The 15,000-nt window shown below is 67.6% G+C and carries 15 protein-coding genes and 1 tRNA gene; 9 read left to right on the top strand and 7 right to left on the bottom strand.

The genetic code is table 11. The features are described from left to right. Positions 1-2: 2 nt before the first annotated feature. Both P5G52_RS14735 and P5G52_RS14730 read right to left on the bottom strand, forming a co-directional pair. Complete coding sequence (locus P5G52_RS14735) at positions 3-383, bottom strand: hypothetical protein (protein ID WP_301228885.1); 381 nt, start codon at positions 381-383, stop codon at positions 3-5. Positions 384-425: 42 nt separating this feature from the next. Continuing rightward, positions 426-617, bottom strand: a complete 192-nt coding sequence (locus P5G52_RS14730; protein ID WP_087071546.1) for a hypothetical protein — start codon at positions 615-617, stop codon at positions 426-428. A 104-nt stretch (positions 618-721) separates the two neighbouring features. Between P5G52_RS14730 and P5G52_RS14725 the strand changes: the two genes are divergently transcribed. The 4 genes from P5G52_RS14725 (at position 722) to rsgA (ending at position 4,842) form a co-directional block, all read left to right on the top strand. Continuing rightward, entirely contained in the window at positions 722-1,225 is a 504-nt protein-coding gene (locus tag P5G52_RS14725) for a metallophosphoesterase family protein (RefSeq protein ID WP_301228881.1), read from the top strand. Between the two features lie 94 nt (positions 1,226-1,319). Then, positions 1,320-2,642, top strand: a complete 1,323-nt coding sequence (locus P5G52_RS14720; RefSeq protein ID WP_301228879.1) for a multidrug effflux MFS transporter — start codon at positions 1,320-1,322, stop codon at positions 2,640-2,642. Positions 2,643-2,768: 126 nt separating this feature from the next. Continuing rightward, a complete protein-coding gene (locus P5G52_RS14715; protein ID WP_301228877.1) occupies positions 2,769-3,509 on the top strand; it encodes a hypothetical protein in 741 nt (246 codons plus the stop codon). A gap of 223 nt (positions 3,510-3,732) precedes the next feature. Next, on the top strand, positions 3,733-4,842 hold the full coding sequence (gene rsgA, locus P5G52_RS14710; protein WP_301228875.1) for a ribosome small subunit-dependent GTPase A: 1,110 nt from the start codon (positions 3,733-3,735) through the stop codon (positions 4,840-4,842). A gap of 264 nt (positions 4,843-5,106) precedes the next feature. Here rsgA and P5G52_RS14705 read toward each other — a convergent pair whose 3' ends face one another. Together P5G52_RS14705 and P5G52_RS14700 are read right to left on the bottom strand one after the other, a co-directional pair. Further along, positions 5,107-5,712, bottom strand: coding sequence for a hypothetical protein (locus P5G52_RS14705; protein ID WP_301228873.1), 606 nt, complete (start codon positions 5,710-5,712; stop codon positions 5,107-5,109). 348 nt (positions 5,713-6,060) lie between these two features. Next, positions 6,061-6,137: transfer RNA gene (locus tag P5G52_RS14700), tRNA-Thr, on the bottom strand. Between the two features lie 307 nt (positions 6,138-6,444). Here P5G52_RS14700 and P5G52_RS14695 point away from each other — a divergent pair. The 4 genes from P5G52_RS14695 to P5G52_RS14680 all read left to right on the top strand — a co-directional run bounded on the left by P5G52_RS14695 (position 6,445) and on the right by P5G52_RS14680 (position 11,435). Next, complete coding sequence (locus P5G52_RS14695; protein WP_301228871.1) at positions 6,445-7,944, top strand: alpha,alpha-trehalose-phosphate synthase (UDP-forming); 1,500 nt, start codon at positions 6,445-6,447, stop codon at positions 7,942-7,944. Further along, positions 7,934-8,713, top strand: a complete 780-nt coding sequence (otsB, locus tag P5G52_RS14690; RefSeq protein ID WP_301228869.1) for a trehalose-phosphatase — start codon at positions 7,934-7,936, stop codon at positions 8,711-8,713. The genes P5G52_RS14695 and otsB overlap by 11 nt, the downstream gene beginning before the upstream one ends. Positions 8,714-8,845: 132 nt before the next feature. Next, positions 8,846-9,934 (top strand): ABC transporter ATP-binding protein, encoded by a 1,089-nt coding sequence (locus tag P5G52_RS14685; RefSeq protein WP_301228867.1) that lies wholly within the window; start codon positions 8,846-8,848, stop codon positions 9,932-9,934. Positions 9,935-10,073: 139 nt separating this feature from the next. Continuing rightward, complete coding sequence (locus tag P5G52_RS14680) at positions 10,074-11,435, top strand: DUF4032 domain-containing protein (RefSeq protein WP_301228865.1); 1,362 nt, start codon at positions 10,074-10,076, stop codon at positions 11,433-11,435. A gap of 59 nt (positions 11,436-11,494) precedes the next feature. Here the strand turns inward: P5G52_RS14680 and P5G52_RS14675 are convergent, their stop codons facing one another. The 3 genes from P5G52_RS14675 to P5G52_RS14665 all read right to left on the bottom strand — a co-directional run bounded on the left by P5G52_RS14675 (position 11,495) and on the right by P5G52_RS14665 (position 13,963). Further along, the gene (locus P5G52_RS14675) at positions 11,495-12,025 is read right to left on the bottom strand and encodes a DUF4190 domain-containing protein (protein WP_301228863.1); all 531 of its coding nucleotides are present in this window, start codon (positions 12,023-12,025) and stop codon (positions 11,495-11,497) included. Between the two features lie 100 nt (positions 12,026-12,125). Continuing rightward, entirely contained in the window at positions 12,126-13,496 is a 1,371-nt protein-coding gene (locus P5G52_RS14670; protein ID WP_301228861.1) for an FAD-binding oxidoreductase, read from the bottom strand. After that, entirely contained in the window at positions 13,493-13,963 is a 471-nt protein-coding gene (locus tag P5G52_RS14665; protein ID WP_301228859.1) for an SRPBCC family protein, read from the bottom strand. Before P5G52_RS14665 ends, P5G52_RS14670 begins: the two co-directional genes overlap by 4 nt. 67 nt (positions 13,964-14,030) lie before the next feature. Here P5G52_RS14665 and P5G52_RS14660 point away from each other — a divergent pair, with 67 nt between their 5' ends. After that, complete coding sequence (locus P5G52_RS14660) at positions 14,031-14,918, top strand: class I SAM-dependent methyltransferase (protein WP_301228857.1); 888 nt, start codon at positions 14,031-14,033, stop codon at positions 14,916-14,918. Positions 14,919-15,000: the final 82 nt, after the last annotated feature.

Below are 15,000 nucleotides of genomic sequence, written 5' to 3'. Positions count from 1 at the left end.
GGTCACTGGCCTCCGCGCTGATCCCTGTCCGGAGTGACATCGGGGTCCAGCTCGTCCGCGGCCTGGACGTGGTGCGTCACCTTCTCACGCAGTCCCTGCGCGTCGGTCTGCCGCTCCTGGGCCTGCTGGCGGAGCCGCTCGGCCTCGACCTCGGCCCGCTGCGCCTCGGCGTCGGCCATCGCGGCCTTCGCTTCGCGCTCGCGCGCCTCGAGTTCCGTGCTCTTGGCCTTCTCGCGCATCTCCGCCGCACGTTGCCGGTCCTGTTCCTGCTGTCGGCTGCGCTGCGCGTCGCCCCGCTTCCGGGCCAGGAATGCCACCACCGCGATGATCGCCAGGAGGACGATGATCCCGACGACGATCCACACCACTTGACTCGTATCCATTGCTGACTCCTTCACTCATCGGCGCTTCCGCGCCGGATCCGCCTAGCCGCCGAAGCCACCCAGGCCGGGGATCTTGCCCAGCAGGTCCTTCGGGTTGATGCCGAACTTGGCAAGGAGGTCCGAGTGCTGCTCCGGATCCACCTGGTCGGGGAGCTCGGACTGCGCCTGGTCGGCGTCGCCGTCCTTGCCCTGGCTCTTCAGCAGGTCGATGATCTGCGACTTGTCAATCTGCATGCTGCCTCCTCCTGGAACCACGCCATTAGTAAGCGTGCTTATGGCAGCATGGCATAGGCCCCCCGACTTGTCACGGGTACCCCGGGACACCGGACAATGGCCCCATGCCCCTCACCCTGACGCTCCTGGCCGACACGCATCTGCCCAAGCGCGCGAAGGAACTCCCCGCCGAGGTGTGGGCCGCTGTCGAGTCGTCCGACGTCGTCGTACACGCAGGGGACTGGACCGACGTCTCCCTGCTGGACGAGCTGGAAGCCCGCGCCGACAACCTTCTTGCGTGTTACGGGAACAACGACGGCGCCGATCTGCGAGCGCGCCTTCCCCTCGTCGCCCGGGCCGAGTTCGACGGCGTGCGCCTCGCCGTGGTGCACGAGACGGGGCAGAAGCAGGGCAGGGAAGCCCGCATGGCCGCGCTTTATCCCGACGTCGACGTCCTGGTGTTCGGGCACAGCCACATACCGTGGGATACCGACACGGGCACAGGACTGCGCCTGCTGAACCCGGGGTCCCCCACGGACCGGCGCCGCCAGCCTTTCTGCACCTACATGACGGCGGTCATTGACGGAAGCGCGCTCCAGGCCGAACTGCACCGGCTACCTCCCCGGTAACTGCGGATCGTCTCCCTGTCCAGCACTACCGCGGAACGGCATCATTGCGCTTCACATATGTTCGTTAGGTCAACTATTCGCCTAGGGTTTCAGGGTGAGTACCGCGAAGACAGCCGGCAGGACCGCCCGGCGATCGAGCATCGAGTACATCCTGATGCTCGGTGCGCTCGCTGCGCTGCCGGCCGTCACCACCGACATGTACCTGCCATCGTTGCCGACTGTCGCCGCAGATCTCGACGCGACGCAGGCGGCCGTGCAGTTCACCATGTCCGGAATGCTGCTCGGCGCGGGCGTCGGCCAGTTGGTCATCGGTCCGTTCTCCGACCGGTTCGGGCGACGACTGCCGCTCCTCATCGGTATCTCGCTCCACGTCGTGACCTCGATCCTCTGCTCCCTCACCCCGGACATCGGCACGCTGATCTGGCTCCGGGTCTGCCAGGGCTTCTTCAACGCGGCCGCGTCGGTCGTGGCGATCGCCGTCATCCGGGACCGCTTCGTGGGGTCGGACGCCGCGAGACTGCTGTCCCGGTTGATGCTCGTCATCGGGGTGGCTCCGCTCTTCGCACCGACGGTCGGGCAGGCCATCGCCGGGGCCTGGCAGTGGAGAGCGGTGTTCTACGCTCTCGCGCTCATCGGCCTGGCCCTCGTCCTGATCGTCTGGCGCTTCATGCCGGAATCGCTTCCACCGGCACAGCGCCGCCCCGGTAATCCCCGGGAGGTCGCGCGCGGCTACCTGTCCCTGCTCCGCGACCGGCGCTTCATGGCGCTCGCGGTGGTACCGGGTCTCGGGCTCGCCGTCATCATGAGCTACGTCGTCGGTTCACCCTTCGTCTTCCAGAACGAGTACGGCCTGAGCCAGGGCCAGTTCGCCGTGGTGTTCGCGCTCAACGGCGTCGCCCTCGTCGGCTCGGCGCAACTGAACGCGGCCCTGGTGCGTCGCGCGGCACCCATCCGGGTGCTGCGGGTCGCGGTCCTGGTGCAGATGGGCTGCGCGCTCGCCCTCCTCGCGATCGTGCTCACCGGGCTCGGAGGCATCGCGGGGCTCATGGTGGGGCTCTGGCTCGTCCTCGGGATGCAGGGGCTGACCGCCGCGAACGCCTCGGTACTCGCGTTGCACAACTACGGGCACATGGCCGGTACCGCAGCGGCGGTCATCGGGTCCCTGCAGTCGGGCGTAGCCGGACTCGTCAGCCCGTTCGTCGGCCTCCTCGGGGGCGATTCGGTGGCCATGGTATGCGTGATGCTCGCAGCGGTGTTCCTCACCCTGCTGGTCCTGGCAGTGGGAACACCGACGTACCGCAAGGGCGGGTGGCGCGAACTCGACAGCATGGAACCCGGGGCGACGACGTCGGACGCGGACACCGAGCAGCGCCAGGCCGAACAGGTGGAGGCGCAGGGCCCCGACCAGCGCAGCTGACGCGCAGGGACAGCGCAGGTCTGGCACATGATCGTCCCGCCTGCCGCTCGTCCACTGGCCTGCGCGGTTCCGGGCGGTACACTGGCCGACGCAGGCAGAGGGCCTGCCGAAGACCCCGGGAGTCCCTTGAGCAAGCATCTGAACCGGACCGTGTCCGCTGCCGCCATCGTTCTGCTCGGCGGCCTCACCTTCGGCGCGCTGCCCGCCCAGGCCGAGGACTGCACCATCGGCGACGGTGCGAAGAAGTGCCAGAACGAGGTCGCCACGACGACGACCACGCAGAGTCCGAAGCCCACGACTCCGGGTGTCACCCCGGCACCCGTGCCATCCGCGGTGGCCCCGACGACGGCCCCCGCTTCCCCGCCCGCCACGACACCTGCACCTGCACCTGCACCGACGGAGGAGCCCACCCTGGCCCCCGTTCCGGTTCCACCCCCCGCCCCGGAGCCCTCCCCCGCACCGGTGCAGATCCTCCCGGCCCCTGTTCCCGTGCCGGTACAGCCCGTGCCGGTACAGCCCGTGGAGCAGGCCGTACCGGAAGTCCTCCTGCCGCCGGTTCCGGAGGTCCTGCCGGAGATCGTGGAGGCGCCGATCGAAGAACCTACCGAGGCCCCGAAGACTGCGAGGACTCCGACCCCATCGCCGACGCCGTCGGCTGCGGCGACAACGCACGCCCCCGCGTCAGCGGCAGCGTCAGCATCAGCCAGCCCGGAGGCCGTGGCCCTCGAACGCACCGAGACGCGCAGGGGACCGAACTTCCCGCTGCTCGCCCTGCTCTCCGTCGTCATCATCGGCTGCATCGCCGGACTCGTGCAGGTCATCGGGCTCCCGAGGAAGGCCATCGTCCTCCCCCAGGGGAGGCACTAGGGGCCAGGCATCTTTGCGCAGGAGGCTGTTCGCACCGCCTGCGCCGTGGGTACCATGGGAGTCCACCGGCCGGTCGGGCCGGACGGAAGGTTCACGAGGAGGTGGAGTCATGAAGAAGGTCATCGTCGCCGCGCTCTGCGCCGCACACGCCCCCATGAATCCCGCCTCCCCTGCATCCACGCGTTAGCCGTGCCCTGCGGGAGGCTTCCGCAGAGGATCCCCAGTGAACACCCTCACGCAGTACGGCTTCACCGACACCATCGACGCTCTCTTCACCGCCCACTTCCCGCCCCCGTCGGGTGCGCGGCCTGCGCGGGTGATCCGCACGGACCGCGGACGCGTCCTGCTCGCATCGCAGGACGGCCTGTTCCACCTCGACAGTGACCGCCTCGACAGTGACCGCCTCGACAGTGACCGCCTCGACAGTGGCAGCGCGCTCGTGACGGGCGACTGGGTCGCCATCACGGGCGGAAACCCGGCCACCGGCGGTGACACCGTCCTCGGTCTCCTGCCCCGCTTCTCCCTGCTCAGGCGCAAGCGGGCGCACGACCCGCTGTCCGAGGCGCAGCTGCTCGGCGCCAACCTGGACCTCGTGGGCGTCGTCGTGCCCCTGGACCGGCCCCTGTCCACCAATCGACTCGAACGCACCCTCGTGGCGGCCCATGACTCGGGCGCCCTTCCGGTCGTGATCCTGACGAAGGCCGACCTGAGTACGCGCTTCGATGACGTCGTCGCCGAGACGATCGACCGGGCTCGAGGCGTCGAGGTGGTCACCACCTCCGCCGAAGCGTCCGACGGGCTCGACGAACTCCGGGGGCGAATCGGCCCCGGGCAGACGATGGCGCTGCTCGGGCCCTCGGGCGCGGGCAAGTCGAGCCTGATCAACGCCCTCACCGGCAGTTCCCGCCAGGGAACGGGCGCGGTCCGGGCGGGTGACGGAAAGGGCCGGCATACGACGACGGCCCGCGAACTGGTCCCGCTGGGAGACGGCGCCGTCGTCATGGACACACCAGGGTTGCGTGGCTTCGCGCTGTGGGACGCCGAGGACGGACTGACGGACGTCTTCACGGACATCGAGGAGCTCTTCCCCGGCTGCCGTTTCAGGAACTGCGCCCATGACCGCGAGCCCGGCTGCGCGGTCCGGTCGGCCATCGAGACCGGAGCCCTGACGGAGCGGCGCTGGCAGAGTTACCGCACGATGGAGCGCGAACTCGCGGGCCTCCACCGCCGGCAGGAAGCGGCGAACCGACGACACTCCACCAGATCCGTCCGGCCGATCCGGGATTCGGCTCCGGCAAAGGGCTACCGGCGCCTGTACGGAGAAGACGACTGAGAACCGGGCTTCCGCCTGCTCGTCGCGCCGAGCGATCGGGGCTGGTTCACCTCGGTGTACTTCGCCCCCAGGCGCTCCTTAAGGACCGAGAGGTCGCGGGTGCCGCATGGGGGCGCAGAAGGTGAAGAAAGCCTTCCGGAACACCGATTAAACCGTCGTCGTCGTGGCGGTCAGGCGAGACGAAGACGATGCAGAGCTCCTGACCGACGCCTCACCGATCCAGCTCGAGCTTCTGCTGGGAGTGCCCGAGTCCGGACGCTTCAACTACCGGGCCTCATCGAGCATGTCGCACACGTCGACCACGTGTCGGGGCGAGTGCACCACCTCGACCGAGTCCGGTTCCATGACGGTCGGATCATCGGAGAATTCCACCTGAACGGTCAGCTTGCCGTGTTCGAAGAAGAAGAGGTACGGCAGACCTGCTGCGGCAAAGCCCGCGGCACTTGTCGGGTCCGTCGGATCGATGATCGAGGCGCCCCTGAAAGTGAGCTCAGCATTCTGCCCGTCGGCCGAAGAGCGCTGGGTGAAGGGGCCGGAGACATCGAGCTCGTCGATGAAGGCGCCGTCCGATTTGCGGGTCAGATCGACCGTCGACTCGCCGCGGAAGCGCACCACCGTCGAGCCGTCCTTGTTCACCCGTACCCTGTACTGGACCTCCCGGACATCTCCGGAGGCGATGGTGACGGTACTTCCGCAGGCCTCCACATCGTAGGACTCGGGCTCGTAAAACTCCTCGGGGACCGGAACGAACCCGTGGGTGCCACCGCGGGAGGGTTCCGAGTCCTCCGGCGCCGCGCTGGCTGGTACGGCTCCCGCAGCGAGGGAGAAGGCGACCAGCATCGGGAGGGACAGTGCTTTCGTAATACTCATGACGGGGCTCCTGAGCGTGGCAGGAGGGCGGATGGCGCACGTCCTGCTCGAGTATGCGGTGGATGCCGTGGCGGCGACGGGCCTGATGAGGGAACGGGATAACCGTTCAGTCCGGGCGTACAACGCGCAACCTACGTCCGCAGGTTTCGGGCTGTCAATGATTCTGACCGCACGTGCACTACCCGATCGGATAAAGGGTATCTGTGGGTTCCGGTTCCGGACGGGACCAGGAGCAACCTCAGTCTCCGAATCCCCGCAGACTCCCGCCGTCAGCGCGCTGCAGAAAGCGAGGACTGGGGGACATGAAAAACCCCTCCTGACAGGTATTCACCGGTCGGGAGGGGTTCGTGGAGCCCCCTGTCGGATTCGAACCGACGACCCCCGCTTTACAAGAGCGGTGCTCTGGCCAACTGAGCTAAGGAGGCGTGCTGGCCGGGCCAGCGGGCGCCGTCGTCCCCCGCCGCCCCAGAAGGCAGCAGGAATCGACGCTGAACGCTCAATAAGGGTAGCCCAGCCCCGGCAGCGCGGGAAATCAGGCACGCCGTCTCCCGTACGGCCGGCAACCGGGAGTCCGATCCCGCGTCGGGCGCCCCCGTCCTCCACCCACGTGCAGGCTCCGGGCCACCGTGTCCGCCCGGACGCGATGGGGATGGAGCCCTGCCTCCGAGTGCAGGAACGCCGGACCCGCGGAGGCGCGAACCGATAGAGTCAGGTCAGAGACCACCTACTGCCATGGAGCCCGTTTTGAGCGCAGCACAACCTTCGACCACAACCGGCGTCAAACCCACCTTCCCGGCGGACGGCCAGTTCGGGGATTTCGACTTCATCGTCGTCTCCAACCGGCTCGCTGTGGACCGTGTCGTCGACGAACACGGCGCAAGCTCCTGGCGGCGATCGCCCGGCGGCCTCGTCACCGCACTCGCGCCGGTCATGGCGAAGGCCGACGGCGCCTGGGTCGGCTGGCATGGCGCCCCCGACGAGACGCTCGAGCCCTTCGACGAGGCGAACATGCGCCTGGTCCCCGTGCCGCTCAGCGAGGAGGAGGTGGAGCTGTACTACGAGGGCTTCTCCAACGCCACGCTGTGGCCGCTCTACCACGACGTGATCGCATCACCGGAGTTCCACCGCACCTGGTGGGACTCCTATCGGAAGGTCAACGAGCGCTTCGCGGAGGCTACGGCGTCCGTGGCTGCAGAGGGCGCCACGGTCTGGGTGCAGGACTACCAGCTGCAACTCGTGCCCCGGATGCTGCGGCAGGCCCGCCCCGACCTGAAGATCGGGTTCTTCAACCACATCCCGTTCCCGCCGTTGGAGATCTACGCACAACTCCCGTGGCGCCGGCAGGTCATCGAGGGACTCCTCGGCGCCGACCTCATCGGGTTCCAGCGCCCGAGTGACGCCAGCAACTTCCTCCGCTGCGTGCGCCGCTTCAAGGGCTACACCATCAAGGCCCAGCAGGTGCAGATCCCCGAGGACGACGACGGCACTCCCGCCTACGTCTCACGCGCCGAGGCGTTCCCCATCTCCATCGACACGGCATCGATCACGGAGCTGGCGCAGCGACCGGACGTCATCGAGCGATCGAAGGAGATCCGGCGCGAGCTGGGCGACCCCCAGCACATCCTGCTCGGCGTGGACCGCCTCGACTACACGAAGGGCATCGGCCATCGGCTCAAGGCCTACGGTGAACTGCTCGAGGACGGCGCCATCACCGTGGAGGACGCCGCCCTCATCCAAGTCGCCAGCCCGAGCCGCGAGCGCGTGGAGCAGTACCGGATCCTGCGCGAGGACATCGAGGGTGCGGTCGGCCGCATCAACGGCACGCACGACACCATGAAGAACACGGCCATCCGCTACCTGCACCACAGCTACCCGGTCGAGGAGATGGTGGCGCTGTACCTGGCCGCCGACGTCATGCTCGTCACGGCGCTGCGCGACGGCATGAACCTCGTCGCCAAGGAATACGTGGCGGCCCGTATCGGCAATACGGGCATGCTCGTCCTCAGCGAGTTCGCGGGCGCGGCGGACACCCTTCGCCAGGCGATCCTCGTCAACCCGCACGACATCGACGGCCTGAAGAGCGCGATCGTCTCGGCGATCACCATGCCGAAGACGGAGGCCATGCGGCGGATGCGGCTCATGCGCCGCCAGGTCGTCCACAACGACGTCGAGCGCTGGTCGCAGGCATTCCTCGACGCCCTCCACTCCGGAGGCCCCGGCCATGGTGCTTGAGGCGGACCTCCACGAGGCCCTGCGCACCCTTGCCGCGACACCGCGCCTGCTGGTCGCGCTCGATTTCGACGGAACGCTCGCCCCGCTGGTACCGCGGGCCGAGGATGCGCGGGCACTTCCGGCGTCCGCAGAGGCCGTCCGTGCCCTGGCCGGTCTTCCCGATACGACGACGGCGCTGATCTCCGGACGCGCCCTCGCCAGCCTGCGGACCGTCGCGGAGCCGCCGGCGGACACCATGCTGATCGGGAGCCATGGTGCCGAGACCTGGACCGGGCCCGACGGCGCGCCCCTCGCGCTGACACCGGAGCAGGAGGACCTCCTGGCTCGGGCGGTCGACGTCATCGAACAGGTTGTCGCCGCTCACGAGGGGACACGCATCGAGTTCAAGCCGGCGGGCGTCGTCCTCCACACGAGGACAGCGGCCGACGACGTCGCAGACTCCGCCGTCTCCGCAGCCCGGGCGGAACTCGCGCGGTTTGAGGGTCTCAGCGTGACCGACGGCAAACGCGTCCTGGAGATCTCGGTGATCACGGCGGACAAGGGACAGGGGCTCGCGCTGCTCAGGGAGGCAGCGGGGGCGACGGCGGTCCTCTTCGCAGGCGACGACGTCACGGACGAACACGCCCAGCGGACACTCGGTCCGGACGACGTCGGCATCCGGATCGGCCCCGGTGACACTGCTGCCTCCTTCACCGTCGCGACACCGGAAGACTTAACGGAGGTCCTCCAGGAACTCGTGGCGTTACGGTCATCAGGTGCGCGCAGCTAGGGAACGTGTCATACTACGGGGGCGTGACCAAGGCCACCGGTACTGCTGGCTGGGCACGCTACACAACTGAATACTCTTCCATTCACTACGGATCGTCGGGCACGTACCTGCCCGTGAAAAGGAACCAAAACCATGGCAACGGTAACGTTTGACCAGGCCACGCGCCTGTACCCGGGCACCGAGAAGCCCGCTGTCGACAAGCTGAACATCGACATCGCCGACGGCGAATTCCTCGTCCTCGTTGGACCCTCCGGTTGCGGAAAGTCCACCTCCCTGCGGATGCTCGCAGGCCTCGAAGACGTCAACTCAGGACGCATCCTCATCGGCGACCGTGACGTCACGGATGTCCCCCCGAAGGATCGCGACATCGCGATGGTCTTCCAGAACTACGCGCTCTACCCGCACATGTCGGTCGCCGACAACATGGGCTTCGCGCTCAAGATCGCCGGCGTCTCCAAGGAAGAGCGTGCCGAGCGCGTCCGCGAGGCTGCGAAGCTCCTCGACCTCGAGGACTACCTGGACCGCAAGCCGAAGGCCCTCTCCGGTGGCCAGCGCCAGCGCGTCGCAATGGGCCGCGCGATCGTGCGTAACCCGCAGGTCTTCCTCATGGATGAGCCTCTCTCGAACCTGGATGCCAAGCTCCGTGTGCAGACCCGCACCCAGATCGCCTCGCTGACCCGGCGCCTCGGCGTCACCACGGTCTACGTGACGCACGACCAGGTCGAGGCCATGACCATGGGTGATCGCGTCGCAGTCCTGAAGGACGGCATCCTGCAGCAGGTCGACACTCCGCGCAACCTCTACGAGCGCCCGAAGAACGTCTTCGTCGCAGGCTTCATCGGCTCCCCCGCGATGAACCTCCTGGAACTGCCCGTCACCGACGGCGGCGTCCTCTTCGGCGGCATCATCTACCCGGTTCCGCGCAACGTGCTGGATGCGGCCGCCGGCAACACGGTCACCCTGGGCGTCCGGCCCGAGGACCTCGTCCTCAGCAGCAGCGGCGAAGGCCTGCAGGTCGAGGTCGATGTCGTCGAGGAACTCGGTGCCGACGCCTACATCTACGGACACACCACGCTCGACGGCAAGAACCACGACATGGTGGTCCGTGTCGACGGCCGCCGCCCGCCGATGAAGGGCGACAGCGTCTACGTCCGTCCCGAGCAGGGCCACGTGCACCTGTTCGACACCACGAGCGGCCTCCGTTTGGCGGAGACGGTCTAGCTTTTCCGCAGACCACGTACGACGACGGCGGTGGCTCCGCCGGACATCCCTTGGGTGTCCGGCGGACGCCACCGCTTCGTTTAACGGCAACTACGCTTGATCCAGGATCCATTTTTCGCCCTGATACGAAGGCAGCACCATGACAGAGACCTCGAACGCCCAGTGGCATGACGAGCCCACCGACTACGACCAGACGGGCAAGCTGCCGAGACTGCGGCCCGCTTCCTCGGAGGCCCCGAGTCTCGGGTCCCTGAACATCACCGCGGCGGCGACCGACCCCGAGCTGCTCGATCTCCCCTGGCACATCGCGCTCGAGCAGTGGCCCGCCAGCGCCCTCGCGGCACTTCCCCGCGGCATCTCCCGGCACATCGTGCGCTTCGCCCACCTCGGCGGATCCGTCATCGCGGTCAAGGAGACCAGCGAGCATATCGCCCGCCACGAGTACCACATGCTCCGGAAACTCCAGCGGCTGGACGTGCCCTGCGTCGAGCCCGTCGCCGTGATCTCCGGCCGCACTACTCCCGAAGGCGAGGAGCTCGATCCTGTCCTGGTCACGCGGCACCTCAAGTTCTCGCTTCCCTACCGGGCCCTGTTCTCGCAGACGCTCCGGCGCGACACCCTGACCCGGCTCATCGACGCCCAGGCACTGCTCCTTGTCCGCCTCCACCTCATCGGCTTCTACTGGGGCGATGTCTCCCTGTCGAACACCCTGTTCCGCCGTGACGCAGGGTCCTTCGCCGCCTATCTCGTCGATGCCGAGACCGGCGAGCTGTACCCGGAGCTGTCGACCGGGCAGCGGGAATACGACCTCGAGATCGCCCGCGTGAACATCGCCGGCGAGCTGATGGACCTCGCCGAGGGCGGACTCATCGAGGAGAAGGTCGATCCGCTCGCGACGAGCGAGCTGATCATGGACAGCTACCGCCGGCTCTGGACTGAACTCACCGAGAAGGAGTCGTTCGAACTCGGCGAACGGTGGCGTGTCGGCGCACGCATCCGCCGGCTCAACGAGCTCGGATTCGACGTCGAGGAGTACGCGATCAAGACGGCGGCGAACGGCACTCAGATCCAGCTGCAGCCCAAGGTCGTCGACGCCGGACACCACAGTCGCCGGCTCCTCCGCCTGACCGGACTGGACGCACAGGAGAACCAGGCGCGGCGCCTCCTGAACGACATGGACGCCTACCGCGCGGACAACAACCCCACCCTCGATGAGGAGTTCAGTGCCCACCTCTGGGTGAACGAGGTCTTCGAACCCATCGTCCGCGCCGTCCCGCGCGAACTCGGCGGAAAACTCGAGCCTGCGGAGGTCGTGCACGAGGTGCTGGAGCACCGCTGGTACATGTCGGAGCGCGAGGACCGGAACGTGCCCATGGCGGAAGCGGTGCAGTCCTATCTCGACGACGAACTGCGGCACCGCCGCGACGAGGCTGCAATCATGCTGACGGCCGACGCCAGGACCATCGGGATCGACGAGGACTCGGAGTACGGCGACAACTAGGGCAGAAAGGAAAGGACCGGCAGCCGTGAGGCTGCCGGTCCTTTTCCAGGTGTTCCTGACTAGGGGCAGGTTACTGTCTGGCCCTGTACTGTGACCGTCGTGCCGGGCTCGACACCCTGGCAGGCAGTGGCGACTTCCTGGATGAGCGGGGCGGCTGCAGCGAAGAGTGCGAAGAGCAGGATGAGGCCGATCGTGAACAGCGCGCCGATGATGATACCCGCCAGCGCGAACCCGTTGCCCATCCTGGCCCGCCGGGATTTGACGAGTGCGACGATGCTGATGACCAGGCCCACCGGGGCGATCAGGATGGCCAGGATGAATCCGATGATACCCAGCGTCCTGCCTGGATTCTCCGCGGGCCGGCCCGGATAGCCCTGCTGGCCGGGGTAGTTCCCCGCGCCTGAGCCGTACGGCTGCTGGCCGTACGGCGAGGGGCTCTGCCCGTACTGGGGCTGGTTCTGCCCGTACTGGGGCGGATTCTGACCGTACTGAGGCTGGTTCTGCCCGTACTGAGGCGGATTCTGGCCGTACTGAGGCGGATTCTGACCGTAGGGCGAGTTGCCCTGCGATCCCGGATTGTTGTCAGACATGGCGCCCCCAAGGGAAGAAGTGGAAAAGTGACGGAATTCCGGCAATTTCCTGAACATTATCACTGGGCTGGTGCACCTACCCGGAGCTGGAGGGCAACAATCAGGAGACGATCGCCTTGCCGGGATTGAGGATGCCGAGGGGGTCGAAGGCCTGCTTGACGCGCGCCTGCAGCTCCAGGATCTCAGGCGACTGCTCCCATGGGAGCCACCGGCGCTTGTACTGGCCCACGCCATGCTCTCCCGTGATCGTCCCGCCGAGGTCGAGTGCACACCGGACCGATTCATCCAGCGCTTCCTCCAGCCGCTCCTGTGCCCGCTCGCCTTCACTGCGGTCGACCCAGAACGTGGGATGGAGATTGCCGTCCCCGGCATGCGCGACGACTTTCAGGCGGACGTCGTGCCGGGAAGCCATGGCCTCCAACTCCGCGACATAACGCACCAGCTGCGATTTCGGTACGGCGACGTCCTCCCCCACCCTGTAAAGATCGTCGACCTCATCGCCGCGGCTGTGCCGCCTCAAATCGACGAGCCGGTCGGCTTCCTCGGATCCCTCGTCGCTGACGCTCGCCCCCAACCCGACGAGTGCGGCGCGGATCGCTTCCGCTTCGGCCGCAGCTCCGAATCCGTCGGTCCGGATGAGGAGGAGCGAGCCGCCGCGCTGGCGGAGGTCGGACCCGTGGGCTCCGTCCAGCGCCTCGAGCGTCCTGCCGTCGAGCAGCTCGAGGATGGCGGGTTGCACCCGGGCACGACCGATGGCGAGCACACCCGCGGCGGCCGCCGGGAAACTGTCGAAGAACGCCGCCAGGGTTCGCACGGCGCGCGGCAGGTAGCGAAGGCGCACCGTGATGCCGACGATGACGCCGAGCGTCCCCTCGGACCCGGTCATCAGTGCGGTCAGGTCGTAGCCGGCCACGCCTTTGAACGTCCGGTGCCCGGTGGACACGAGGGTCCCGTCCGCGAGCACGACGTCGAGTGCGAGGACCGAGTCACGCGTCACGCCGTACTTCGCGCAGCGAAGGCCACCGGCGTTCGTCGCGACGTTTCCGCCGATCGTGGACCAGCGGTAGCTCGCGGGGTCCGGGGCGTACATCAGTCCGTGCTCCGCGACAGCAGCGTTGAGGTCGGCGTTGATGACACCGGGTTCGACGACGGCGGTCTCGTCGACGGGGTTGATCTCCACGATCCTGTTCATGAGTTCCAACGACAGGATCACGCTGCCCGTGGTCGCATGAGCGCCGCCCGAAAGACCGGACCCAGCACCTCGGCTGACGACGGGCACGCCATGACGTGTTGCCCATCCGAGGAGTGCCTGTACGTCCTCGACGGACTGCGCCCGGATCACCGCGCTCGGAAGGATCGTCTGCACAACGGGGCCCTGATCGCGCGAGTAGTCGGTCAGGTCGACCGGTGACGTCGACACCCGTCCCGGCAGGCTTGCTGCCAGTTCATCGATAGCTGCGTTACTGATCATGATCCCCCCATGAAGCGCTGATAACGGGCAAGGGCCTCGGGCCAGAACTCCTGGTAGAAGTCGTAGGTGGCCTGCGGGTCGGCCGTGGTCCACCCGGTATGGGTCAGTCTCAGCGTGGTGCCGTTCTGCCCGCCCATTACCTCCAGCCGCACCACCGTTGTCGAAGTCGACCCTGCATGCTTCCACCTCAGTTCGAGCCACTCCCCCGGGTCGCCGCCGATCACCTCGCCCCATACGTTCTCGTCGTCCTGCGCGGAGGTCTCGACCAGGGCGTTGTCCTCCAGGTCGAAGAAACTGTCGTCTCCCCAACGGCTCAACTCCCCGGCGGGCCACCATAGGTGGAGGTGTTCCGTCAGGCCCGCCCAGGCATGATCAGCCGGGGTGGGCACGGACACCGCCGCCCGTAGGTCAGGCCTCTCGCCGGGGAGGTCAGGTGCGGCGGAAGGATGCGAGAACAATCCAGTCATGATCCGACACTACCGCTGCCGAGCCGACACCTTCCGATCGCCTGGACCAGCGTTGTAGTGTGATGGCGTGATCGTCCCGGATGTCTCCCAGAACGCCGTGGCGGTCGCGGATCACTACGACGACCTGGATCCGGTCTATCGTCGAGTGTGGGGCGAGCACGTCCATCACGGGCTTTGGGCGACGGGCCGCGAGACTCCTGCCGACGCCGTCGAAGCGCTGGTCGACACGGTCGGCGATCGGCTACACCTCAAGCCCGGTGAGGCGTGCGCCGACATCGGCTGCGGCTATGGCTCCACCGCAAGACAGCTCGCGGCGACACGCGCGGTCGGCGTTACCGGCATGACGCTCTCCACGGAGCAGGCCCAGTATGCCGCCGCCCATCCCGTACCCGACGTGGACATCCATCTCCGCGACTGGCTCTCCAATGGGCTGCCCGATGCCTCGGTCGATGCCGCATGGGCGATCGAATCGAGCGAGCACATGGTCGATAAGCCGACGTTCTTCACCGAAGCGCATCGCGTGTTGTCGCCCGGCGGACGCTTGGTCGTCTGCGCGTGGCTTGCCGAGACCGATGCCGGCCGTTGGAAGATTCGCCACCTGCTCGAGCCGATCTGCCGCGAAGGGCGCCTGCCCTCGATGGGCACCCGCGAGGAGTACGAGGCGATGGCGCTGGCTGCGGGCTTTGCGATCGCTGACTACGAGGATGTCAGCCACCGCGTCGCGCGCACCTGGACAATCTGTGGCCGTCGACTTGTGAAGGCCCTGCTCGTCGATCGCGAAATCCGTCGCCTCGCCTTCGGCTCACGCAATCGCATCTCCGTCCTGATCTTCCCTCGCCTGATCCTGGCGTACCGCACCGGTGCGATGCGTTACGGGATATTCACGCTGTCGAAGGCGAGGGAGGACGGGGCGCGTCGCGAACCCGGCGACTCGACGCAGCCGGAGCGCGCCTGATCCTCAGCGATCCAATAGTCGAACCCTCGAAGGCCAGAACGCGGGTGCGGGCGTTGCCAGCGCGGGCCCGGTGGGTGGGTGT

Source organism: Arthrobacter burdickii, from assembly GCF_030433645.1.
In the GTDB taxonomy this organism is placed as follows: Bacteria; Actinomycetota; Actinomycetes; order Actinomycetales; family Micrococcaceae; genus Arthrobacter_D; species Arthrobacter_D burdickii.
Note: the sequence above shows the minus strand (reverse complement) of the source record. Positions and strands in the feature narration are given on the sequence as shown.